Source organism: Herbaspirillum lusitanum (genome assembly GCF_046025995.1).
GTDB classification, from domain to species: Bacteria; Pseudomonadota; Gammaproteobacteria; order Burkholderiales; family Burkholderiaceae_D; genus Herbaspirillum; species Herbaspirillum lusitanum_A.
Map to the genome: position 1 here is coordinate 229,692 of NZ_JAQQFM010000005.1, position 15,885 is coordinate 245,576.

The window sequence follows — 15,885 nt, forward strand, 5'->3', positions numbered from 1 at the left end:
AAATTAGTTAAATAGTAGAAAGCACCATCATCATGATCACTGGGCCTCTCAAGAGCCGCATTGACAGCCTCTGGACAGATTTCTGGACTGGCGGCATTACCAACCCACTGACAGTGATCGAACAGATCACCTTCCTTATGTACAGCCGGCTGCTTGACATGAAGGAGCGTGCCGACGAAAAGCGTGCCTCATTGACCGGCCATGCCTTTGCACGCCGCTTCGGCGAAGACGATCAGGACTGCCGCTGGGAGACGTGGCGCCATTTCGGCAGCGAGAAGATGCTGCCCCATGTGCGGGACCGCGTGTTCCCACACTTCCGACGCTTGGCCGAGCGCAGTACCGGTGATGGCAGCATGTTCGCATCCTTCATGAAAGATGCGCAGCTAATGATTCAAAAGGGGACTTTACTCTCCAAAGCCGTGGCGGCAGTGCAAGAGCTGCCGCTGGAGCGGGGCGATACCAAAGGCGACTTGTACGAGTACCTGCTTAGCAAGCTCACCACCGCCGGTATCAATGGCCAGTTCCGCACGCCGCGGCACATCATCCGCTTGATGGTGGCCCTGATGCAGCCTCAACCCACTGACCGAATCTGTGATCCCTCTTGCGGTACCGCCGGCTTCCTTGTCGAAGCCTACGACTACCTCCTGCGTGAGTACACCAGTGAGGCCGGTAAACATGTAGAGCTGCTGGATGGGGAAGAGCACATCACCTATAGCGGTGATCTGCTCTCGCAGCAAGGCCATCGTAAGCATGTAGACAGTGACATGTTTCACGCCTACGACTTTGACGCCACGATGCTGCGCATTGCCAGCATGAACCTCGTTATGCACGGCGTTGGCGAGCCCGACGTACACTATCAAGATACGTTAAGCCAGAGTTTTGAGGATCGTCATCCGAAAGGCTCCAAGGGGGCCTTCGATCTGATTCTCGCCAATCCCCCGTTCAAAGGTAGTCTGGATGAACAAGATGTGGCTCCAGACCTGTTGCGTATCGTTAAAACCAAAAAGACCGAGTTACTCTTCATGGCGCTCATCTTGCGCATGCTCAAAGTCGGCGGCCGTAGTGCCACTATTGTTCCGGATGGAGTTCTTTTCGGCGCCAGCAAGGCTCATTTACAGCTACGCCAGCATCTGATTGAGAACAACCAGTTGGAAGCGGTGATCTCGTTACCCTCTGGTGTGTTTAAACCATATGCCGGTGTGTCTACTGCTATCCTTATATTTGCTAAAGGCGGCAAGACTGAATCTGTGTTCTTCTACGATTTGCAGTCGGACGGGTTCACGCTAGATGACAAGCGGACGCAGATCGGTGACGGTAAGGGGGACTTGCCGGATGTGTTAGCGAAGTATCGAGACTGGTGCGAAGGAATAGGCAATTTCAGTGATCGCACCGCGAAGGCATTTCAAGTCCCGGCAGATGAGATTCGGGCTGGGGGCTTTGATCTTGCGATTAATCGATATAGTCAGCAAGTTTTCCAGATTCAAAAGCACCAATCGCCACGGAAACTACTGGAAAGGCTGCGCCTATTGGAGGTGGAGATTCAGTCTGACATCGAAGATCTGGATGGTCTAATCTGATGTCAAGCACTCTTCAATCATTTCTTCTTCCTGTGCGAAGTGCAGATCCTGCGTTAGTGTTCGGCGAAAACGAATTTACCTACGTTGATATTTCTGCGATTAATCGTGATCAGCGAAAAATTGCCTCGCCTCAGGTGTTGACCACGGATATTGCACCCAGTCGAGCCCGCCAAATTCTTGCTACAGGAGATGTAATAGTTTCTACTGTTAGGCCAAATCTGAATACTGTAGCCTTGGTTCCGGAATCGCTAGACGGCGCAATTGCATCAACTGGTTTCTGCGTACTTCGCCCTGATCGCGATCTTCTAAACGAGCGTTTCCTTTTCCATTGGCTCTCTTCCGAGTCAACTGTGCGGCGACTGGTTCAGCGGGCTACTGGTGCTACGTACCCGGCAGTTTCGGACAAAATAGTTAAAACACAGTTGTTTGATCCCCCAGCCCTTGCCGAACAACGACGCATTGCCCGCATTCTTGATAAGGCTGCTGGCCTGCTCCAAAAACGTCAAGAGGCTCTTCGCCTTGCGGACGAATTCCTGATGTCAGTTTTCATCCACATGTTTGGTGATCCGGGTTCCAATCCTAAAGGATTTGACCTAGGTACCATTCGCGACGTGGTTGCATCAGCAAACTACGGCACATCTGAAAAGGCCAGTCAGGAAGCTGGCAAGTATCCCATTCTCCGAATGAACAATATCACCTATGAAGGGGGGTGGGATTTTTCGTCTTTGAAGTACGTGGATCTGGATTGTGAGACTGCTCACAAATACCTGGCTCAACGCGGAGATTTACTTTTCAATCGGACCAATAGCAAAGAATTGGTGGGTAAGACAGCCGTCTACATGCGGGATGAGTCAATGGCAATTGCAGGCTATCTCGTTCGCGTGCGGATGAATGGGCGCGGTAACCCACATTATGTTTCGGGATACTTAAACTCTGCTCACGGAAAGCGAACTCTGGCAGGACGTGCAAAGAGTATTGTTGGTATGGCTAACATAAACGCCCAAGAGATGCAGGATATTCCATTGCTACTACCGCCAATCGAGTTGCAGAACAAGTACGCCAGAATCGTTGAGGCAGTGCAGATCCGCTTAAATACGCAGCAAAAGTTCCTTCGCGAGTCTGTGGCGCTTCAGTCGGCGTTGAGCCATCAGTTTTTCGGTACGGCCGAGGTATAGGGGGTATGAAACATGCTGACCGGCTTGCAAATTAGAAATTTTAAAGGTATTGAAGGTCCGATCGAAATTCCCATCAAGCCCGTTACCTTGCTCTATGGTGTTAATAGCGTAGGCAAGAGTTCAGTGCTGCATTCGATGCATTTCATGCGGGGCGTATTGGAAAATAATGATTTGAATCCAAAGGGTTCTCCATACGCAGCCGATGATATAGATCTCGGAGGGTTCTTGAATTTACTTCACAAGCACCGTACTGGGAGTCGTATGGTGCTGGGGTATAGCTTGAATCTCGATAGCATTGATTTGCCTGAATATGAAGCAGCATCTGCAATTTCTATTAGCGACAAACTCAAAGACGCCCATATCGAGTTCGGTTTTAGTGTTGATGATCAGGATCACCTCCCTAAGCTTGACTATTATCTTGTTTCCCTGAATGGAGTCGATGTAGCGTTGGTGATGCCAGACACCGTGCAAGCTGCGGCTGGGAGAAAAAGGCTCGCATACATCAATGTTCGAAACCCGTTACTTGTATCAGCGGCCCAAAGTCAAACAGGTGACACTTCAACAGAGGTTATTGATCTAAATCTACGAAAGTTGATTCCAAGAATCGAAGATGACGACGATCTGGACGCCGAGCTTGTTGGGGCTAGCCAAGAGGAAATCGGAAATCGTCGTGAGGAAAAAAAGAAAGAGTTAGCTGCTGAGTACACTATTCATAGCACCCATCGTGACCTGCTGACATACCCCGTAACTGGATTTCGCAGCGGTTTGCCACGTTGGGGGAAGCTTGTCTCATCTCCTGTGTTCGAGGAGCTCTCCGGAGAAGAGTTCGGAAATAAGGTCGATGATGTTGATCTTCTTGAATTGACACCTGGCATTTTGACTGAGCTCATTGTTGGGCCTCTAGAGGTGTTGCGTGACTTACTAGCTGATTCACGAGCAATTGGCCCGCTGAGAACAATACCCAAACGACGCTTGAATCTTGGGAGCGAAGCGAACGAGGCTGATTGGTACGGTGGACTGGCCGCTTGGTACCGTCTTCATGAGAGTTCGCAAAGCCATCTCGCCGAAGTGCATACGTGGCTGTATGAGTCGAATCGTTTAGGGACAGGATATGGTCTTGAACGAGAGGAATCACGGGAGGTGCCACTTCAATATCTAGACGCGGTTCGGCCCGGGGCAAGTTCCACGCTTGAGATCAATTGGGCTTCTGTGGATTCACTGCCCGTTACTCGTCGTGTATGGCTTATCGACACGAAAAATCAGGTTAAGGTGACTCCGCACGACGTTGGCGTCGGCCTCTCTCAACTGATTCCCATAGTCACGGCAGCTGTAGATCAACATGCATCTCTGCTGCTAATCGAACAGCCGGAGCTGCACATTCATCCTCGCGTTCAAGTTGGCCTCGGGGATTTATTTCTTCAAGCGGCGCGTAAGTTCCAGCGCAATTTTCTGATCGAAACTCACAGTGAGGCATTACTCCTGCGGATGATGAAGCGCATACGTCAAACACAAGACGGCGAACTCCCCAAGGAGATTCCCCCCGCGAGCGCTGATGACATCGCGGTCTATCTGATTCAGAACGAGGGGAAAGGTGTGGCCATCATGGAAATGCGCATGAATGATCGCGGAGAGTTCCTTAAGCCCTGGCCTAAGGGGCTTTTCGAGGAATCCCTCAGGGAGACTTTCTGAGCATGCTACGTGAATTCGCTTTTAGTCCGGATGTTTTCTTCCCTGAAGCGTTTGGAGTCAAAGGTGCCAATGGGGAGTTCATCGCCGCCGAAAATCATGGGCATGTCGCGTTGGTAGTGCTTTGGAAGGGGATAGAGCGGTTCGGAGTGATACGTGACCTTGCAGATGGAAATTGGGGGCGCACCTTGGAAAATCGCCGAGAGGGGCTCCACATTAGATCGCGCGAACTCTTGAAAAAGCTCCTGCGGGATGGCCGGATTGTCAAGACAGTGGCGAGTGGGGTTTCTCCCCCCGTCGCTGAAATGGGGTGGTTACTTGAGGCTCTAGCATCGCATGCGGCGGATCCGGAAATTTCTCAGTTTTTCGGTACTGACGATTTTTGTGGTCCGTTAAAAGCGGCTGACTATCAGCACCTGCCCAAAGGTATCTCGAAGATTCCATTTTGCTCCCCATTCTCCGGTGACGGTTGCTCAATCAAGGTCGATCGGAACGTCGCGGCATACATCAGCACCTTGCGGCCGCTGATTAAGTACAGCCGTTCACTTATGTTCATTGATCCCTACCTCGATCTGCAGTCTGCCAACTATAAAGACTTCTTGATCCTTCTCAGAGAAATTGCTGCGGTCAACCCAGGTATTGATATTGAATTGCATCGACAAATTAAACCTACGCAAGGTGAGAAACTTCTCTCTGCAAGTGAATGGAAAAACAGGCTTCATGACGCTGTCGCTATAGATCCGGTCTTGAAAATATTGAAAATCAAGGTGTTTATTTGGGATGAGTTTCATGATCGCTACCTTATCTCGAATCTGATGGGTATCTCAGTCCCCTACGGTTTTGATACCACAAAGAAGGGGGACGCAACGCGATGGTCAATGCTATCTCCTTCCGATACGGATGACGTCCGTCAGGAGTTCACAGAAGGTGATCCTCAGCGCCGGCGAAAAATTCAGATAACCTAATAAACCAAAAAATTTTTACCTATTTTTTCAGGGAAAAATTACCAACGAAGATTTCTGTTTGACAGATTGAGGGGGAGATGATGTCAGCAAAGACTGCACGCTTTCAAGTTGATTCCAGATTGGCCCGGCTGCTTAGTCAAGAATATCCGTCGACGGAGAAGGCACTCAAGGAACTGGTGGACAACGCCTGGGATGCTGATGCCGAGAACGTCTCGATTTCATTGCCTGCGCCGATGACGGACGCGCCTATCGTCATAGCAGATGACGGCTCGGGTATGACGCGCGCTGAGCTCGAGTCGCACTATCTCGCCATCGCCCGTGATCGGCGCGAGCAACGCGGCGATAGGACTGCGGGTAAGCAACGTCTTGTTAAAGGCCGCAAGGGCATTGGCAAGTTCGCAGGCTTAATGGCTGCGACTGAGATGACACTGGAGACTTGCACGCGTGGAACGTTAAGCCGCTTTACGCTCCGAATGAAGGATCTTGCTGGTGTCGAAGACATTGAGCACCTGCCTATCCATATAGAAACAGAACCGTGTGCTATTGAGTCGCACGGTACGACCATTAAGCTGTATTCCCTGCACGGGGAGCTTGCCTTCCCAGATGCAGGGAGGATGCGGCAAGTGCTGATCTTTGAGTACGGGCGCGCTGCCGATTTCACTGTGCACGTCGATGGAAAGTTGCTTGGTGTTGACGACGTTGTCGGTTCATATACGGACCAAAGTTTGGAGGTTGCTGGCGTTGGCCTCGTTCAGGTTCGGTTTGCCATCGCGGATGAACGGTCAGCACAGCGGCAGGCCGGCATCGTGCTGCGGGTCGACGGAAAGGTTGTGGGAAAGCCGTCCTTTTTTGGCTTAGAAGAGCGAGAGGACTTCCCCCAGAAGCTGAAATCCAAGCTCTATGGCGAGGTACAAGCTGACGGCCTGCGCGACCATGTTACCGCGGGTTGGGACAGCGTGATCGAGAACAGCAGCTTGTTGTCTGCCGTCACCGAGCAGATTCAACCTATTCTGATTGCTGCTTACAAGGAGCGATATAGCCGTGAAATCCAGTTAGCACAGGCACGGATCAACAGGGCGATCAAAGACAGGTTGGCAGCGATGCCAGAGCATCGTCGTGAGTTTGCCGATAAAGCAGTGCGTAGGACTCTCGAGCGTTTTTACGGAGAAGAGCCCAGCAAACTGGAGCAGTATGTTCACGTGCTGCTCGATGCTATTGAGCACGTAGAGTACGGTGCCGTCTTGTCACATATCCATGACGCATCTCGGCGAGATGTGGTGGCTATCTCGGCGGCACTCGATGAATTCGGCATGGCTGACATGGCTACGCTGGTAACTCAGGCTAAAGCGCGCATGCAATTCCTCGACGAATTGGAGGCACTTGCACGCAATCCAGAAACGCGTGAGGTCGAGATGCACAAGGCGGTTGAGCGCAATCTATGGATTTTGGGCATGACCTACACCTTCTTCCGCTCGAATCAGACGCTCAAGCGAACAGTTGAGGATGCGCTGGGCCGCAAGTACGAGGGGAGCAAGGCCCTTGATCGCCCCGACCTGTTGCTGAATGAAGATCTCAACGGTCTGTGCCTGTTGATCGAATTCAAACGCCCGTCCCACGCTCTAAGCCATGACGACTACATCCAAGCTATCAGTTATCGGCATGAACTTTCAAAGCACATGGCCAAACCGATCAAGGTTCTGTTGATAGGCGGGCGGAGATCACCTGATTTCCCTACCACGCAGCGCGAAGCAGAGGTCGAGGCTTTCACGTTCACAGACGTCATTGCATCAGCGCGACGAGCAATCAGTTGGCAATTGTCGGCATACTCGTGAGCATCTCTGCATGGAAGTCAATCGGCCTTATTGGTAATATTTATTGAAATAATGTAATTAAAATTGAAAATTACATTGATTATGCTGATGTGAGCCTTTTCTAACTGTTTGAAATAAAAGGATTTTTTCTCTGGCATGGTGTTCGCATTACTTAAGTCGTAGGCAGCCACAGGGTGTGGATGCCATTCAAGACTGAAAGGATGTGCATCATGGCACGTAAAGTTTTTTACAGCTTCCACTATGTCCCGGATAACTGGCGCGTTTCGCAGGTAAGAAACATTGGAGCAATTGAGGGCAACAGGCCCGCGAGCGATAACGATTGGGAAACCGTCACCAAGGGAGGAGAAAAGGCGATCGAGAAATGGATCGCTGATCAGATGGTCGGGCGTAGTTGTATCGTTGTTCTGATCGGATCTAACACAGCCAATCGCAAGTGGATCAATCACGAGATCGTAAAAGGGTGGGATGCCGGCAAGGGCGTGCTAGGTATCCATATTCACAATCTCAAAGGCGTTGACGGAAAGACGAGCAGTAAAGGCGCAAATCCGTTTGACTTCATCACGCATGGTCCCTCTGGCAGAAAGCTCTCCGCTATCGTCACAGTCTATGACCCACCAGGTAATGTGAGTACTGACGTTTATGACCACATCAAAAAGAATATTGAGACGTGGATCGAGGGTGCGATTGCTATCCGGGGTAAAAATTGAATACGCCAAACTACGCATTCGCAGCCGAGCGGGAACAGCGTCGCTTTATCGTCAACTTTGGCGACAAAGTGCTAAACGGCGAAGCAGCACTTTTTGTCGGTGCCGGGGTGTCCAGAAGTGCTGGGTTCGTAGACTGGAAGGCACTCCTACGCAATGTTGCGGAGGAACTCGATCTAGACATCGGTAAGGAGCACGATCTACTTGCCTTGGCGCAATATCACGTCAACGGAAACGGTGGCCGTTACGAGTTAAATCAGCAATTGATCGACGCTTTCACTCGAGATGCCACCAAAACGCACGTGCATGACATCTTGGGGCGCTTGCCAATCGACACGGTCTGGACCACTAACTATGACCAATTGCTGGAAAAGGCATATGAGACCGCCGGCCGTCGCGTTGAAGTAAAACTGTCTATCCAGAATTTGGCGCAGGCCCGTAGGGGGCGTGATATCACGCTTTACAAGATGCACGGTTGCATCACGCAGCCGCATGATGCTGTGCTGACCAAGCAAGACTACGAGATCTACGACACAACGCGCCGGTTGTTCACAGACAGCTTGAAAGGGGATTTCATTGAGAAGACGTTGCTCTTTTTGGGATTTAGCTTTACAGACCCTAATGTCGAACGAATTTTGGCAAAGGTTCGCGAGCAACTGGGGCAGAATCAGCGTGCCCACTATTGGATTACCCGCCGACCGCCGAAAATCTGCCCAGAAGGTCGGCGACCTTCGGAAGACATGGAGTATGACCGTCGGAAGGCGGAACTTCAAAGTGCAGATCTTCGGCGCTATGGGATTCAAACCATTTGGGTTGACGATTACGCCGATATTCCACATCTTTTGAGGGCACTTGAGGCTTACGTCATGCGTCGAGGAGTATTCGTTGCCGGAGCTGCAAAGGATCCGGCACCATTGGGACGTGAGAGCTTAGATCAACTGAGTCGTCTGCTAGGGGCTACTATCATTGGGCGGGGATTTAACCTTGTGTCTGGCTTCGGTGTTGGCATAGCCGAACAGACGATTCTAGGCGCCTTCCACGCAGTATATGAAAGTACTCAGGCCCAACCTGCTGACCGAATCCTGATTCGGCCGTTCCCTGGCAATGCGCCGTTATCGACCAGAGCCGATGCCTTCAAGCGTCATCGGGAAGATCTGATTTCCCGTGTTGGAGCTATTGTTGTTCTTGCCGGTAATAAGGCCGATAACAACGATGCTCCGATGCTGTCTCCAGGTGTCGAGGAAGAAGTGCAGATAGCACTAAGTCTTGGAAAGCCAATCATTCCAGTGGGTATTAGTGGTCATATAGCACGCAAGATTTGGGAGGCCGCCACTACCGACCCTCATCGCTATCTTCCAGGAATCCACTGTGAAGCGGAATTAGCTACGCTTGGCAAACCTGACGCCAGTATCCAAGAGGTTTCAGATGCAATTGGAACCCTTTTGGAGCGCGCTGAAAGGCTAGCCTCAACTAAGAATTGACGGATTTAAACTGAAATCCACTTCGAGCTATCGCTGCACAAATCCACGAGCAGCTGAAATTAAAAAAGACAAAGTCATACCTGCAACGATCGTATGGCAATTTCTTTATGTGGGTTTTTATGTGGGATTAAATATAGAACGGGCCTGAGAGGCCCGTTCTATATGGTGTTCTGGCGGAGGCTGTGAGATTCGAACTCACGGACGGGTCACCCCGTCGGCAGTTTTCAAGACTGCTGGTTTAAACCGCTCACCCAAACCTCCTGAAACTTTTGCTGTGCTTTGGTGCCGGCGCATACGTCCAAGCCTTGCAAGCGAGCGGCGGATTATACATCACTCGGAGAAATTTGACGATTTTTGCCGCGAGACCTGTCTTGCTGCCGTGTGCCTGCGGCCATGCGCCTGCGCATGCTCCCGTCCTTGTGAGGCCTCGGCCCGGCTGCTACACTGCGGGCTTCCGCGAGCGGGGGCTATTTTTTCATCACCATGTAGATGGCCAGTCCGATGATCAGAACAACGCCGATTTCCAGCGCGAATACAATTACGCCACTCACAACGGTCTCCTTTTCGAACATGGCTTTGCAAGATGCAGCGCAATTTTCAGAGCGGCATGCTCAGATATGCCGCCCGTATTTGCGTCTGAGCCGAACGCGTACTTTACCCCTATGATGGATTCACTGCTTATTTCAGGTCTGCTCAATTTCGTTCTCGGCGCCGTGCTCGGCGTAGCCGGTGGCCTGTTCGGCATTGGTGGCGGGCTGATCGGAATTCCGGTGCTCGGTTATCTGTATGGCATGGATCAGCAACTGGCGCAGGGTACTGCGCTGGTGATGATCGTGCCCAATGTGATGATCGCTTTCTGGCGCTACAAGCAACGCAACAAGATCGAGTGGAAGTCGGCGCTGATGATGTGCGTACCGGCGGTGTTCACTACCTATTTTGCAGCACGTCTGGCGACCAGCCTGAACGCGCGCACGCTGCACTTCTGTTTCGCGGTGTTCATGGCTTTGCTGGCCTTGTATTACCTGTGGACGCTGCTGCGCAAGAACAAGTCCGAGAAATCGGGCATTCTGCTGCCGCAAAATTATATGTTTACCGTAGGCATTTCAGCGGGAGCTTCGGCCGGTTTCTTCAGCGTGGGCGGCGCCATCGTGGCGGTGCCGATGCTGGTGGCGTTCTTCGGGGCGACGCAGACGGCGGCGCAGGGGCTGGGGCTGGCGATGGTGACGCCGGGGACGCTGGTGGCCTTGTGGACTTATGCCAGCGCCGGGCATGTGGACTGGGCGGTGGGGATCCCCATGGCGCTGGGCGGCGTGCTCAGCATTTCATGGGGTGTGGCGCTGGCGCACCATTTGCCTGAGCGGCGTCTGCGGATTCTGTTTTGCGGCGCGCTGATTGCGTTGTCGCTGTGGATGATGATTCACGGCTGATGCGCAGGTACTCGGCGGTATTGTCCTGATCATGCTCTGATCATTCTTCAAAGGCGGCGTAAGCCGCCTTTTTCATTTGCGCGTGTTCAGATCGTCCAGAGATGCATATCTTTTCTCTCAGGCGATTTTCTTCTTGCCGGCCGCAGCACCTATCGGCGTCACATTGTCTTCGGTAGCGGCGGTCTGTGCGGTTTGTTCGCGGATGAAATCGACCAGATTGCGCGCATGCAGCGACAGCGCATCCATGTTCTGCACCACCATGCTGCGCTCGCGCACGCTCCAGGGATCGCTGAGTTCCACCAGCGCCAGTTGCATGGTGTGGCGATGACGCAGCGCGGCCGACAGCGGCACGATGCCGATGCCGACATTGGTTTCTATCATGCGGCACATGGCTTCGAAGCTGCGCACCTGTATGCGTAGTTTGAGTCGTTGTCCGCTCTCGGAAACGATCTTGCTCAGGAAGTGGTGCAGGGTGCTGCCTTCGTGCAGGCCGACGTGTTCGTATTCCAGCGTGTCTGAAAACGGAATCGGGCCGATTCCGGCCACGGCCAGCGGATGCTCCAGCGCGGTGACCAGCACCAGCCGGTCGGTTGAAAAATTAAGAATCTCCAGACCATCGCCTTGTACCGGCCCGGCGACGATACCGATGTCGGCCGTGCCTTCCTGTATGCCACGCATGATGTCGTGATTCAGACGTTCTTCCAGCGCGACGTTGACCTGCGGATGCAGCGTCAGGAACCTGCCGAGAATCTCCGGCATGAATTCGGTCACCGCCGTGGTGTTGGCGAAGATGCGGATATAACCCTTGATGCCATTGTTGTACTGCTGCATGTCGCTCTTGAGGCGTTCCACTTGTTGCATGAACTGCTGCGCATGCTGCAGGAAGGTCTGGCCGGCCGGCGTCAGTTGCACGCCTTTGTGTTCGCGATACAGCAGGCGCATGCCGAAGCGCGTTTCCAGTTCCTTGATGCGATTGCTGGTCGCCGCCAGCGACAGATTCATGCGCTCGGCGCTGCGTGTGAGGCTGTTGAGTTCGGCAATGAGAATGAACAGGCGCAGATCGGTCAGGTCGAAAAGCATGATGAATCCCGTCGGTGGCGATGCGTGAAATTGTCTGGCGTGTGCGGTCGTTCAAATAGACTGCATCCGGAAATTGCGTCTCATGTTACGCCGAAATGGCATGCGTCGTGGCACTGGTGATGGCGGTGTTCCGCGTGCTGCAACACAGCAATCGAAGTGCTCGATGCGCCTGTGAATTGCGTCCGGCGGCTTCGGTGTGCAGCGCATCAATCCCGAAAGGCAGAGCACGCGCCGCTGTGCGCTGGCTTAACTTCTGCTGTAGCCCCCCTTCAGAAATGACAGATTGTCATGCACGGAGGGCAAGGCTCAGACTGGGCGCACTTCAATTCAGGCGCTCATCCATGCAATCCAAGGAACTCGATCTGCCCATGCTGAGGCAATGGGTGGATAAAACCGAAACTCATCAAGACCATATCAATCCGGCTTTCGCTTCGGCATTGGCGGCCACGCTGGATGGCCCGCAACAACCGAAGCAGGGTGATCCTTTACCGCATCTGTGGCACTGGATTTATTTCTGGACTGTGTGCCCCCAATCCGAAGTCGGCGACGACGGCCATCCCAAGCGCGGCGGCTTTTTACCGCCGGTTCCTTTGCCGCGCCGCATGTGGGCCGGGGGCAGATTGCGCTTCGATGCACACTTGCCGGTCGGCGTGCAGGCCAGCAAGACTTCGCGCATCAAGAGCGTGGATGTGAAGCAGGGGCGCACCGGCAATCTGGCTTTTGTCACGGTGGCGCATGAGATCGGCCATGGCGGCAAGACCTCAATCTACGAAGAACACGACATCGTCTACCGCGATCTGCCGCAGCCTGGTGCAGCGGCGGTCGCGGCCAAAGCAGCGCCCGCCGATGCCCAATGGCGTCGTCGCATCGAGCCCGATCCGGTGCTGCTGTTTCGCTATTCGGCGCTGACCTTCAACGGTCATCGGATTCACTACGACCGCAGCTACGTCACCGAGGTGGAGGGCTACCCGGGCCTGATCGTGCACGGTCCGCTGATCGCCACCTTGCTGGCCGATCTGCTGCGGCGTGAAATGCCGCAGGCGCAATGGCGCGAATTCAATTTCCGCGCGGTCGGCTCGCTGTTCGATATCGAAGCCTTCGAGATCTGCGGCAAGCTGGCAGAGGACGGCAAGAGCGCCACGCTGTGGGCGCAGAATCTGCGCGGCGAACTGGCGATGCAGGCCGAGGTGCTGCTGGCCTGAGTGTGCGTCCGAATGCGCCCTGAATCGCCAGCGACACCGTCACTACCAAATTCATTCGTGGGCCGACCCGCTGAAGCAGGCGGCACGCGAGATCACATCATTACATCAGACTGGAGACCACATGTCGTATCAGACAGACGCGTATCAGGATTTGCGCGACGCAGTACGCGATCTTTGCAATACTTTTCCGGCCGAATACTGGCGCAAGGTTGATGAAGCGCGCGGCTACCCCGAGCAATTCGTCGATGCGCTGACCAAGGCCGGCTGGCTGGCCGCGCTGATCCCGCAAGAGTACGGCGGCTCCGGCCTGGGGCTGACCGAAGCTTCGGTGATCATGGAAGAAATCAATCGCACCGGCGGCAATTCCGGTGCCTGTCACGGCCAGATGTACAACATGGGCACCTTGCTGCGCCACGGTTCGGATGAGCAGAAGCAGCTGTATCTGCCCAAGATCGCCAGCGGCGAACTGCGTCTGCAGTCGATGGGCGTGACCGAGCCGACCACCGGCACCGATACCACCAAGATCAAGACCGTCGCCGTGAAAAAGGGCGACCGCTATGTGGTCAACGGACAGAAGGTCTGGATCTCGCGCATCCAGCATTCCGATCTGATGATTCTGCTGGCGCGCACCACGCCGCTGGATCAGGTCAAGAAAAAATCGGAAGGCATGTCGATCTTCCTGGTCGATCTGAAATCGGCGATAGGCAAGGGCATGGAAGTGCGGCCGATTCTGAACATGGTCAATCATGAGACCAATGAACTGTTCTTCGACAATCTGGAAATCCCGGCCGAGAACCTGATCGGCGAAGAGGGCAAGGGTTTCAAATACATCCTCGACGGCCTCAATGCCGAGCGCACGCTGATCGCCGCCGAGTGCATCGGCGACGGCTACTGGTTCATCGACAAGGCCGCGCAATACGCCAAGGAACGCATCGTGTTCGACCGGCCTATCGGGATGAACCAGGGTGTGCAGTTCCCGATTGCCGACAGCTATATCGAACTCGAAGCGGCCAACCTGATGCGCTTCAAGGCATGCGAATTGTTCGATGCGCATCAGCCCTGCGGCGCAGAGGCCAACATGGCCAAGTTCCTGGCGGCCAAGGCATCCTGGGAAGCCGCCAACGTCTGTCTGCAGACGCATGGCGGCTTCGGCTTTGCCTGCGAATACGACGTCGAACGCAAGTTCCGCGAGACGCGTCTGTACCAGGTTGCACCGATTTCGACCAACCTGATTTACTCCTACGTCGCCGAGCACGTACTCGGTCTGCCGCGTTCGTTCTAAGGGAATCTCATGAGTCAGACTGCTGCATCATCCAAGGATTTTCCATCGCGCACGCTGAGCGGATTTTTGGCCAGCCTGCGTTATGAAGATATTCCGGCGACGGTCATCGCGCGCGCCGAAGATCTGTATCTGGACTGGTTCGCCTCGGCGCTGGCCGGCAAGGGCGCACGCCAGATCGGGATCATCGAGCGCTATGCCGAGCGCATGGGCCCGGCCGAGGGCAAGAGCACCATCCTCACCAGCCGCAAATCCAGCTCGCCGTATTTCGCGGCGCTGGTGAACGGCGCGTCCTCGCATCTGGTGGAGCAGGACGATGTGCACAACGGTTCGGTGTTTCATCCGGCGGCGGTGGTGTTTCCTGCGGCGCTGGCAGCGGCGCAGGATCTGGGCAAGTCGGGTGCGGATTTTCTGGTGGCGGCGATTGCCGGTTATGAAGCCGGCATCCGCATCGGCGAGTTTCTAGGCCGTTCGCACTATCGCGTGTTTCACACCACCGGCACGGTCGGCACCGTCGCCGCTGCGGTGGCGGTCGGCAAGCTGATGGATTTCAACACCGAGCAGTTTCTCAACGCACTCGGTTCGGCCGGCACGCAGGCGGCTGGTCTGTGGGAGTTCCTGCGCGATGCAGCGGATTCCAAACAACTGCATACCGGCAAGGCTGCCGCCGATGGTCTGCTCGCGGCTTACCTGACGCGTGACGGTTTCACCGGCGCCCAGCGCATTCTTGAGGGCGCCCAGGGCATGGCGGCCGGCATGTCGTCGGATGCGGATCCCTCGCGACTGACCGACGGTCTCGGCAGCCGCTGGGCCACGGCGGAGACTTCGTTCAAGTTCCATGCCTCCTGCCGCCACACGCATCCGGCAGCCGATGCCCTGCAGTTGCTGATGCAGCGCGAAGGCTTGAGTCATGAGCAGATCGCCAGCGTCAATACGCGCGTGCATCAGGGCGCCATCGATGTGCTGGGGCCGGTGGTCGATCCGCAGACGGTACATCAGGCCAAGTTTTCCATGGGTACGGTGCTGGGCCTGATCGCGGTACATCAGCAGGCCGGGCTGACCGAGTTTGAGCAGCAGGCCTTGCAGGATAAGCGCGTGAGCGATTTTCGCGGCAAGGTGAAGATGACGTTCGATAACGAAGTCGATGCAGCCTATCCGGCGCGCTGGCTGGGTCGCGTCGACGTCGAGACGACGGATGGCCGCCGGCTCAGCGCCGCGGTCGATGTGCCCAAGGGCGATCCGGACAACACCTTGACGCGGCCAGAGCTGGAGTTGAAGGCGCACAAGCTGATCCGCTTTTCGCAGGCGGCCAGCGACAAGGAAATCCGGAAGATCATTGCGCACGCCTGGCACTTGCATGAAGAGAAGTCGCTGAGCGAATTGTTCTGAATCGCTGGTGTACAGAGCCCAGGCGACAATACAGATCAGAAGATCAGTTGAAGAATTTTGTGAGTTCCGCTCAGCGGATTACGGAGAC

At 54.4% G+C, this 15,885-nt stretch carries 12 protein-coding genes and 1 tRNA gene; 11 read left to right on the forward strand and 2 right to left on the reverse strand.

Annotated elements, in window-relative coordinates; genetic code table 11:
• Nucleotides 1–32 precede the first annotated feature (32 nt).
• The 7 genes from PQR62_RS12320 to PQR62_RS12350 all read left to right on the forward strand — a co-directional run bounded on the left by PQR62_RS12320 (nucleotide 33) and on the right by PQR62_RS12350 (nucleotide 9,420).
• Nucleotides 33–1,577: a type I restriction-modification system subunit M gene (locus PQR62_RS12320; protein ID WP_408158240.1), complete on the forward strand. Its 1,545-nt coding sequence runs from the start codon at nucleotides 33–35 to the stop codon at nucleotides 1,575–1,577.
• A complete protein-coding gene (locus tag PQR62_RS12325; protein WP_408158241.1) occupies nucleotides 1,577–2,752 on the forward strand; it encodes a restriction endonuclease subunit S in 1,176 nt (391 codons plus the stop codon). The genes PQR62_RS12320 and PQR62_RS12325 overlap by 1 nt, the downstream gene beginning before the upstream one ends.
• A gap of 12 nt (nucleotides 2,753–2,764) precedes the next feature.
• On the forward strand, nucleotides 2,765–4,441 hold the full coding sequence (locus PQR62_RS12330; RefSeq protein ID WP_408158242.1) for an AAA family ATPase: 1,677 nt from the start codon (nucleotides 2,765–2,767) through the stop codon (nucleotides 4,439–4,441).
• A 2-nt stretch (nucleotides 4,442–4,443) separates the two neighbouring features.
• On the forward strand, nucleotides 4,444–5,403 hold the full coding sequence (locus PQR62_RS12335; RefSeq protein WP_408158243.1) for a hypothetical protein: 960 nt from the start codon (nucleotides 4,444–4,446) through the stop codon (nucleotides 5,401–5,403).
• Between the two features lie 77 nt (nucleotides 5,404–5,480).
• On the forward strand, nucleotides 5,481–7,235 hold the full coding sequence (locus PQR62_RS12340) for an ATP-binding protein (RefSeq protein WP_408158244.1): 1,755 nt from the start codon (nucleotides 5,481–5,483) through the stop codon (nucleotides 7,233–7,235).
• A gap of 209 nt (nucleotides 7,236–7,444) precedes the next feature.
• Nucleotides 7,445–7,942, forward strand: coding sequence for a TIR domain-containing protein (locus tag PQR62_RS12345; RefSeq protein ID WP_408158245.1), 498 nt, complete (start codon nucleotides 7,445–7,447; stop codon nucleotides 7,940–7,942).
• Nucleotides 7,939–9,420 carry an SIR2 family protein gene (locus PQR62_RS12350; RefSeq protein WP_408158246.1) on the forward strand — a complete coding sequence of 494 codons (1,482 nt, stop codon included), beginning with the start codon at nucleotides 7,939–7,941 and terminating at the stop codon, nucleotides 9,418–9,420. The genes PQR62_RS12345 and PQR62_RS12350 overlap by 4 nt, the downstream gene beginning before the upstream one ends.
• A 171-nt stretch (nucleotides 9,421–9,591) precedes the next feature.
• On the opposite strand, the gene PQR62_RS12355 is transcribed toward PQR62_RS12350, so the two are convergent.
• Nucleotides 9,592–9,681: transfer RNA gene (locus PQR62_RS12355), tRNA-Ser, on the reverse strand.
• 401 nt (nucleotides 9,682–10,082) lie between these two features.
• Between PQR62_RS12355 and PQR62_RS12360 the strand changes: the two genes are divergently transcribed.
• Nucleotides 10,083–10,847: a sulfite exporter TauE/SafE family protein gene (locus tag PQR62_RS12360; RefSeq protein ID WP_408158247.1), complete on the forward strand. Its 765-nt coding sequence runs from the start codon at nucleotides 10,083–10,085 to the stop codon at nucleotides 10,845–10,847.
• Nucleotides 10,848–10,964: 117 nt separating this feature from the next.
• Here PQR62_RS12360 and PQR62_RS12365 read toward each other — a convergent pair whose 3' ends face one another.
• Entirely contained in the window at nucleotides 10,965–11,927 is a 963-nt protein-coding gene (locus PQR62_RS12365) for a LysR family transcriptional regulator (protein ID WP_408158248.1), read from the reverse strand.
• Nucleotides 11,928–12,268: 341 nt separating this feature from the next.
• Here PQR62_RS12365 and PQR62_RS12370 point away from each other — a divergent pair, with 341 nt between their 5' ends.
• From PQR62_RS12370 to PQR62_RS12380, 3 genes are all read left to right on the forward strand, one after another.
• Nucleotides 12,269–13,129, forward strand: a complete 861-nt coding sequence (locus PQR62_RS12370) for an HTD2 family dehydratase (protein ID WP_408158249.1) — start codon at nucleotides 12,269–12,271, stop codon at nucleotides 13,127–13,129.
• Nucleotides 13,130–13,250: 121 nt separating this feature from the next.
• Entirely contained in the window at nucleotides 13,251–14,411 is a 1,161-nt protein-coding gene (locus tag PQR62_RS12375; protein WP_408158250.1) for an acyl-CoA dehydrogenase family protein, read from the forward strand.
• 9 nt (nucleotides 14,412–14,420) lie between these two features.
• Nucleotides 14,421–15,797 carry an MmgE/PrpD family protein gene (locus PQR62_RS12380; protein ID WP_408158251.1) on the forward strand — a complete coding sequence of 459 codons (1,377 nt, stop codon included), beginning with the start codon at nucleotides 14,421–14,423 and terminating at the stop codon, nucleotides 15,795–15,797.
• The last annotated feature ends 88 nt before the right edge of the window (nucleotides 15,798–15,885 follow it).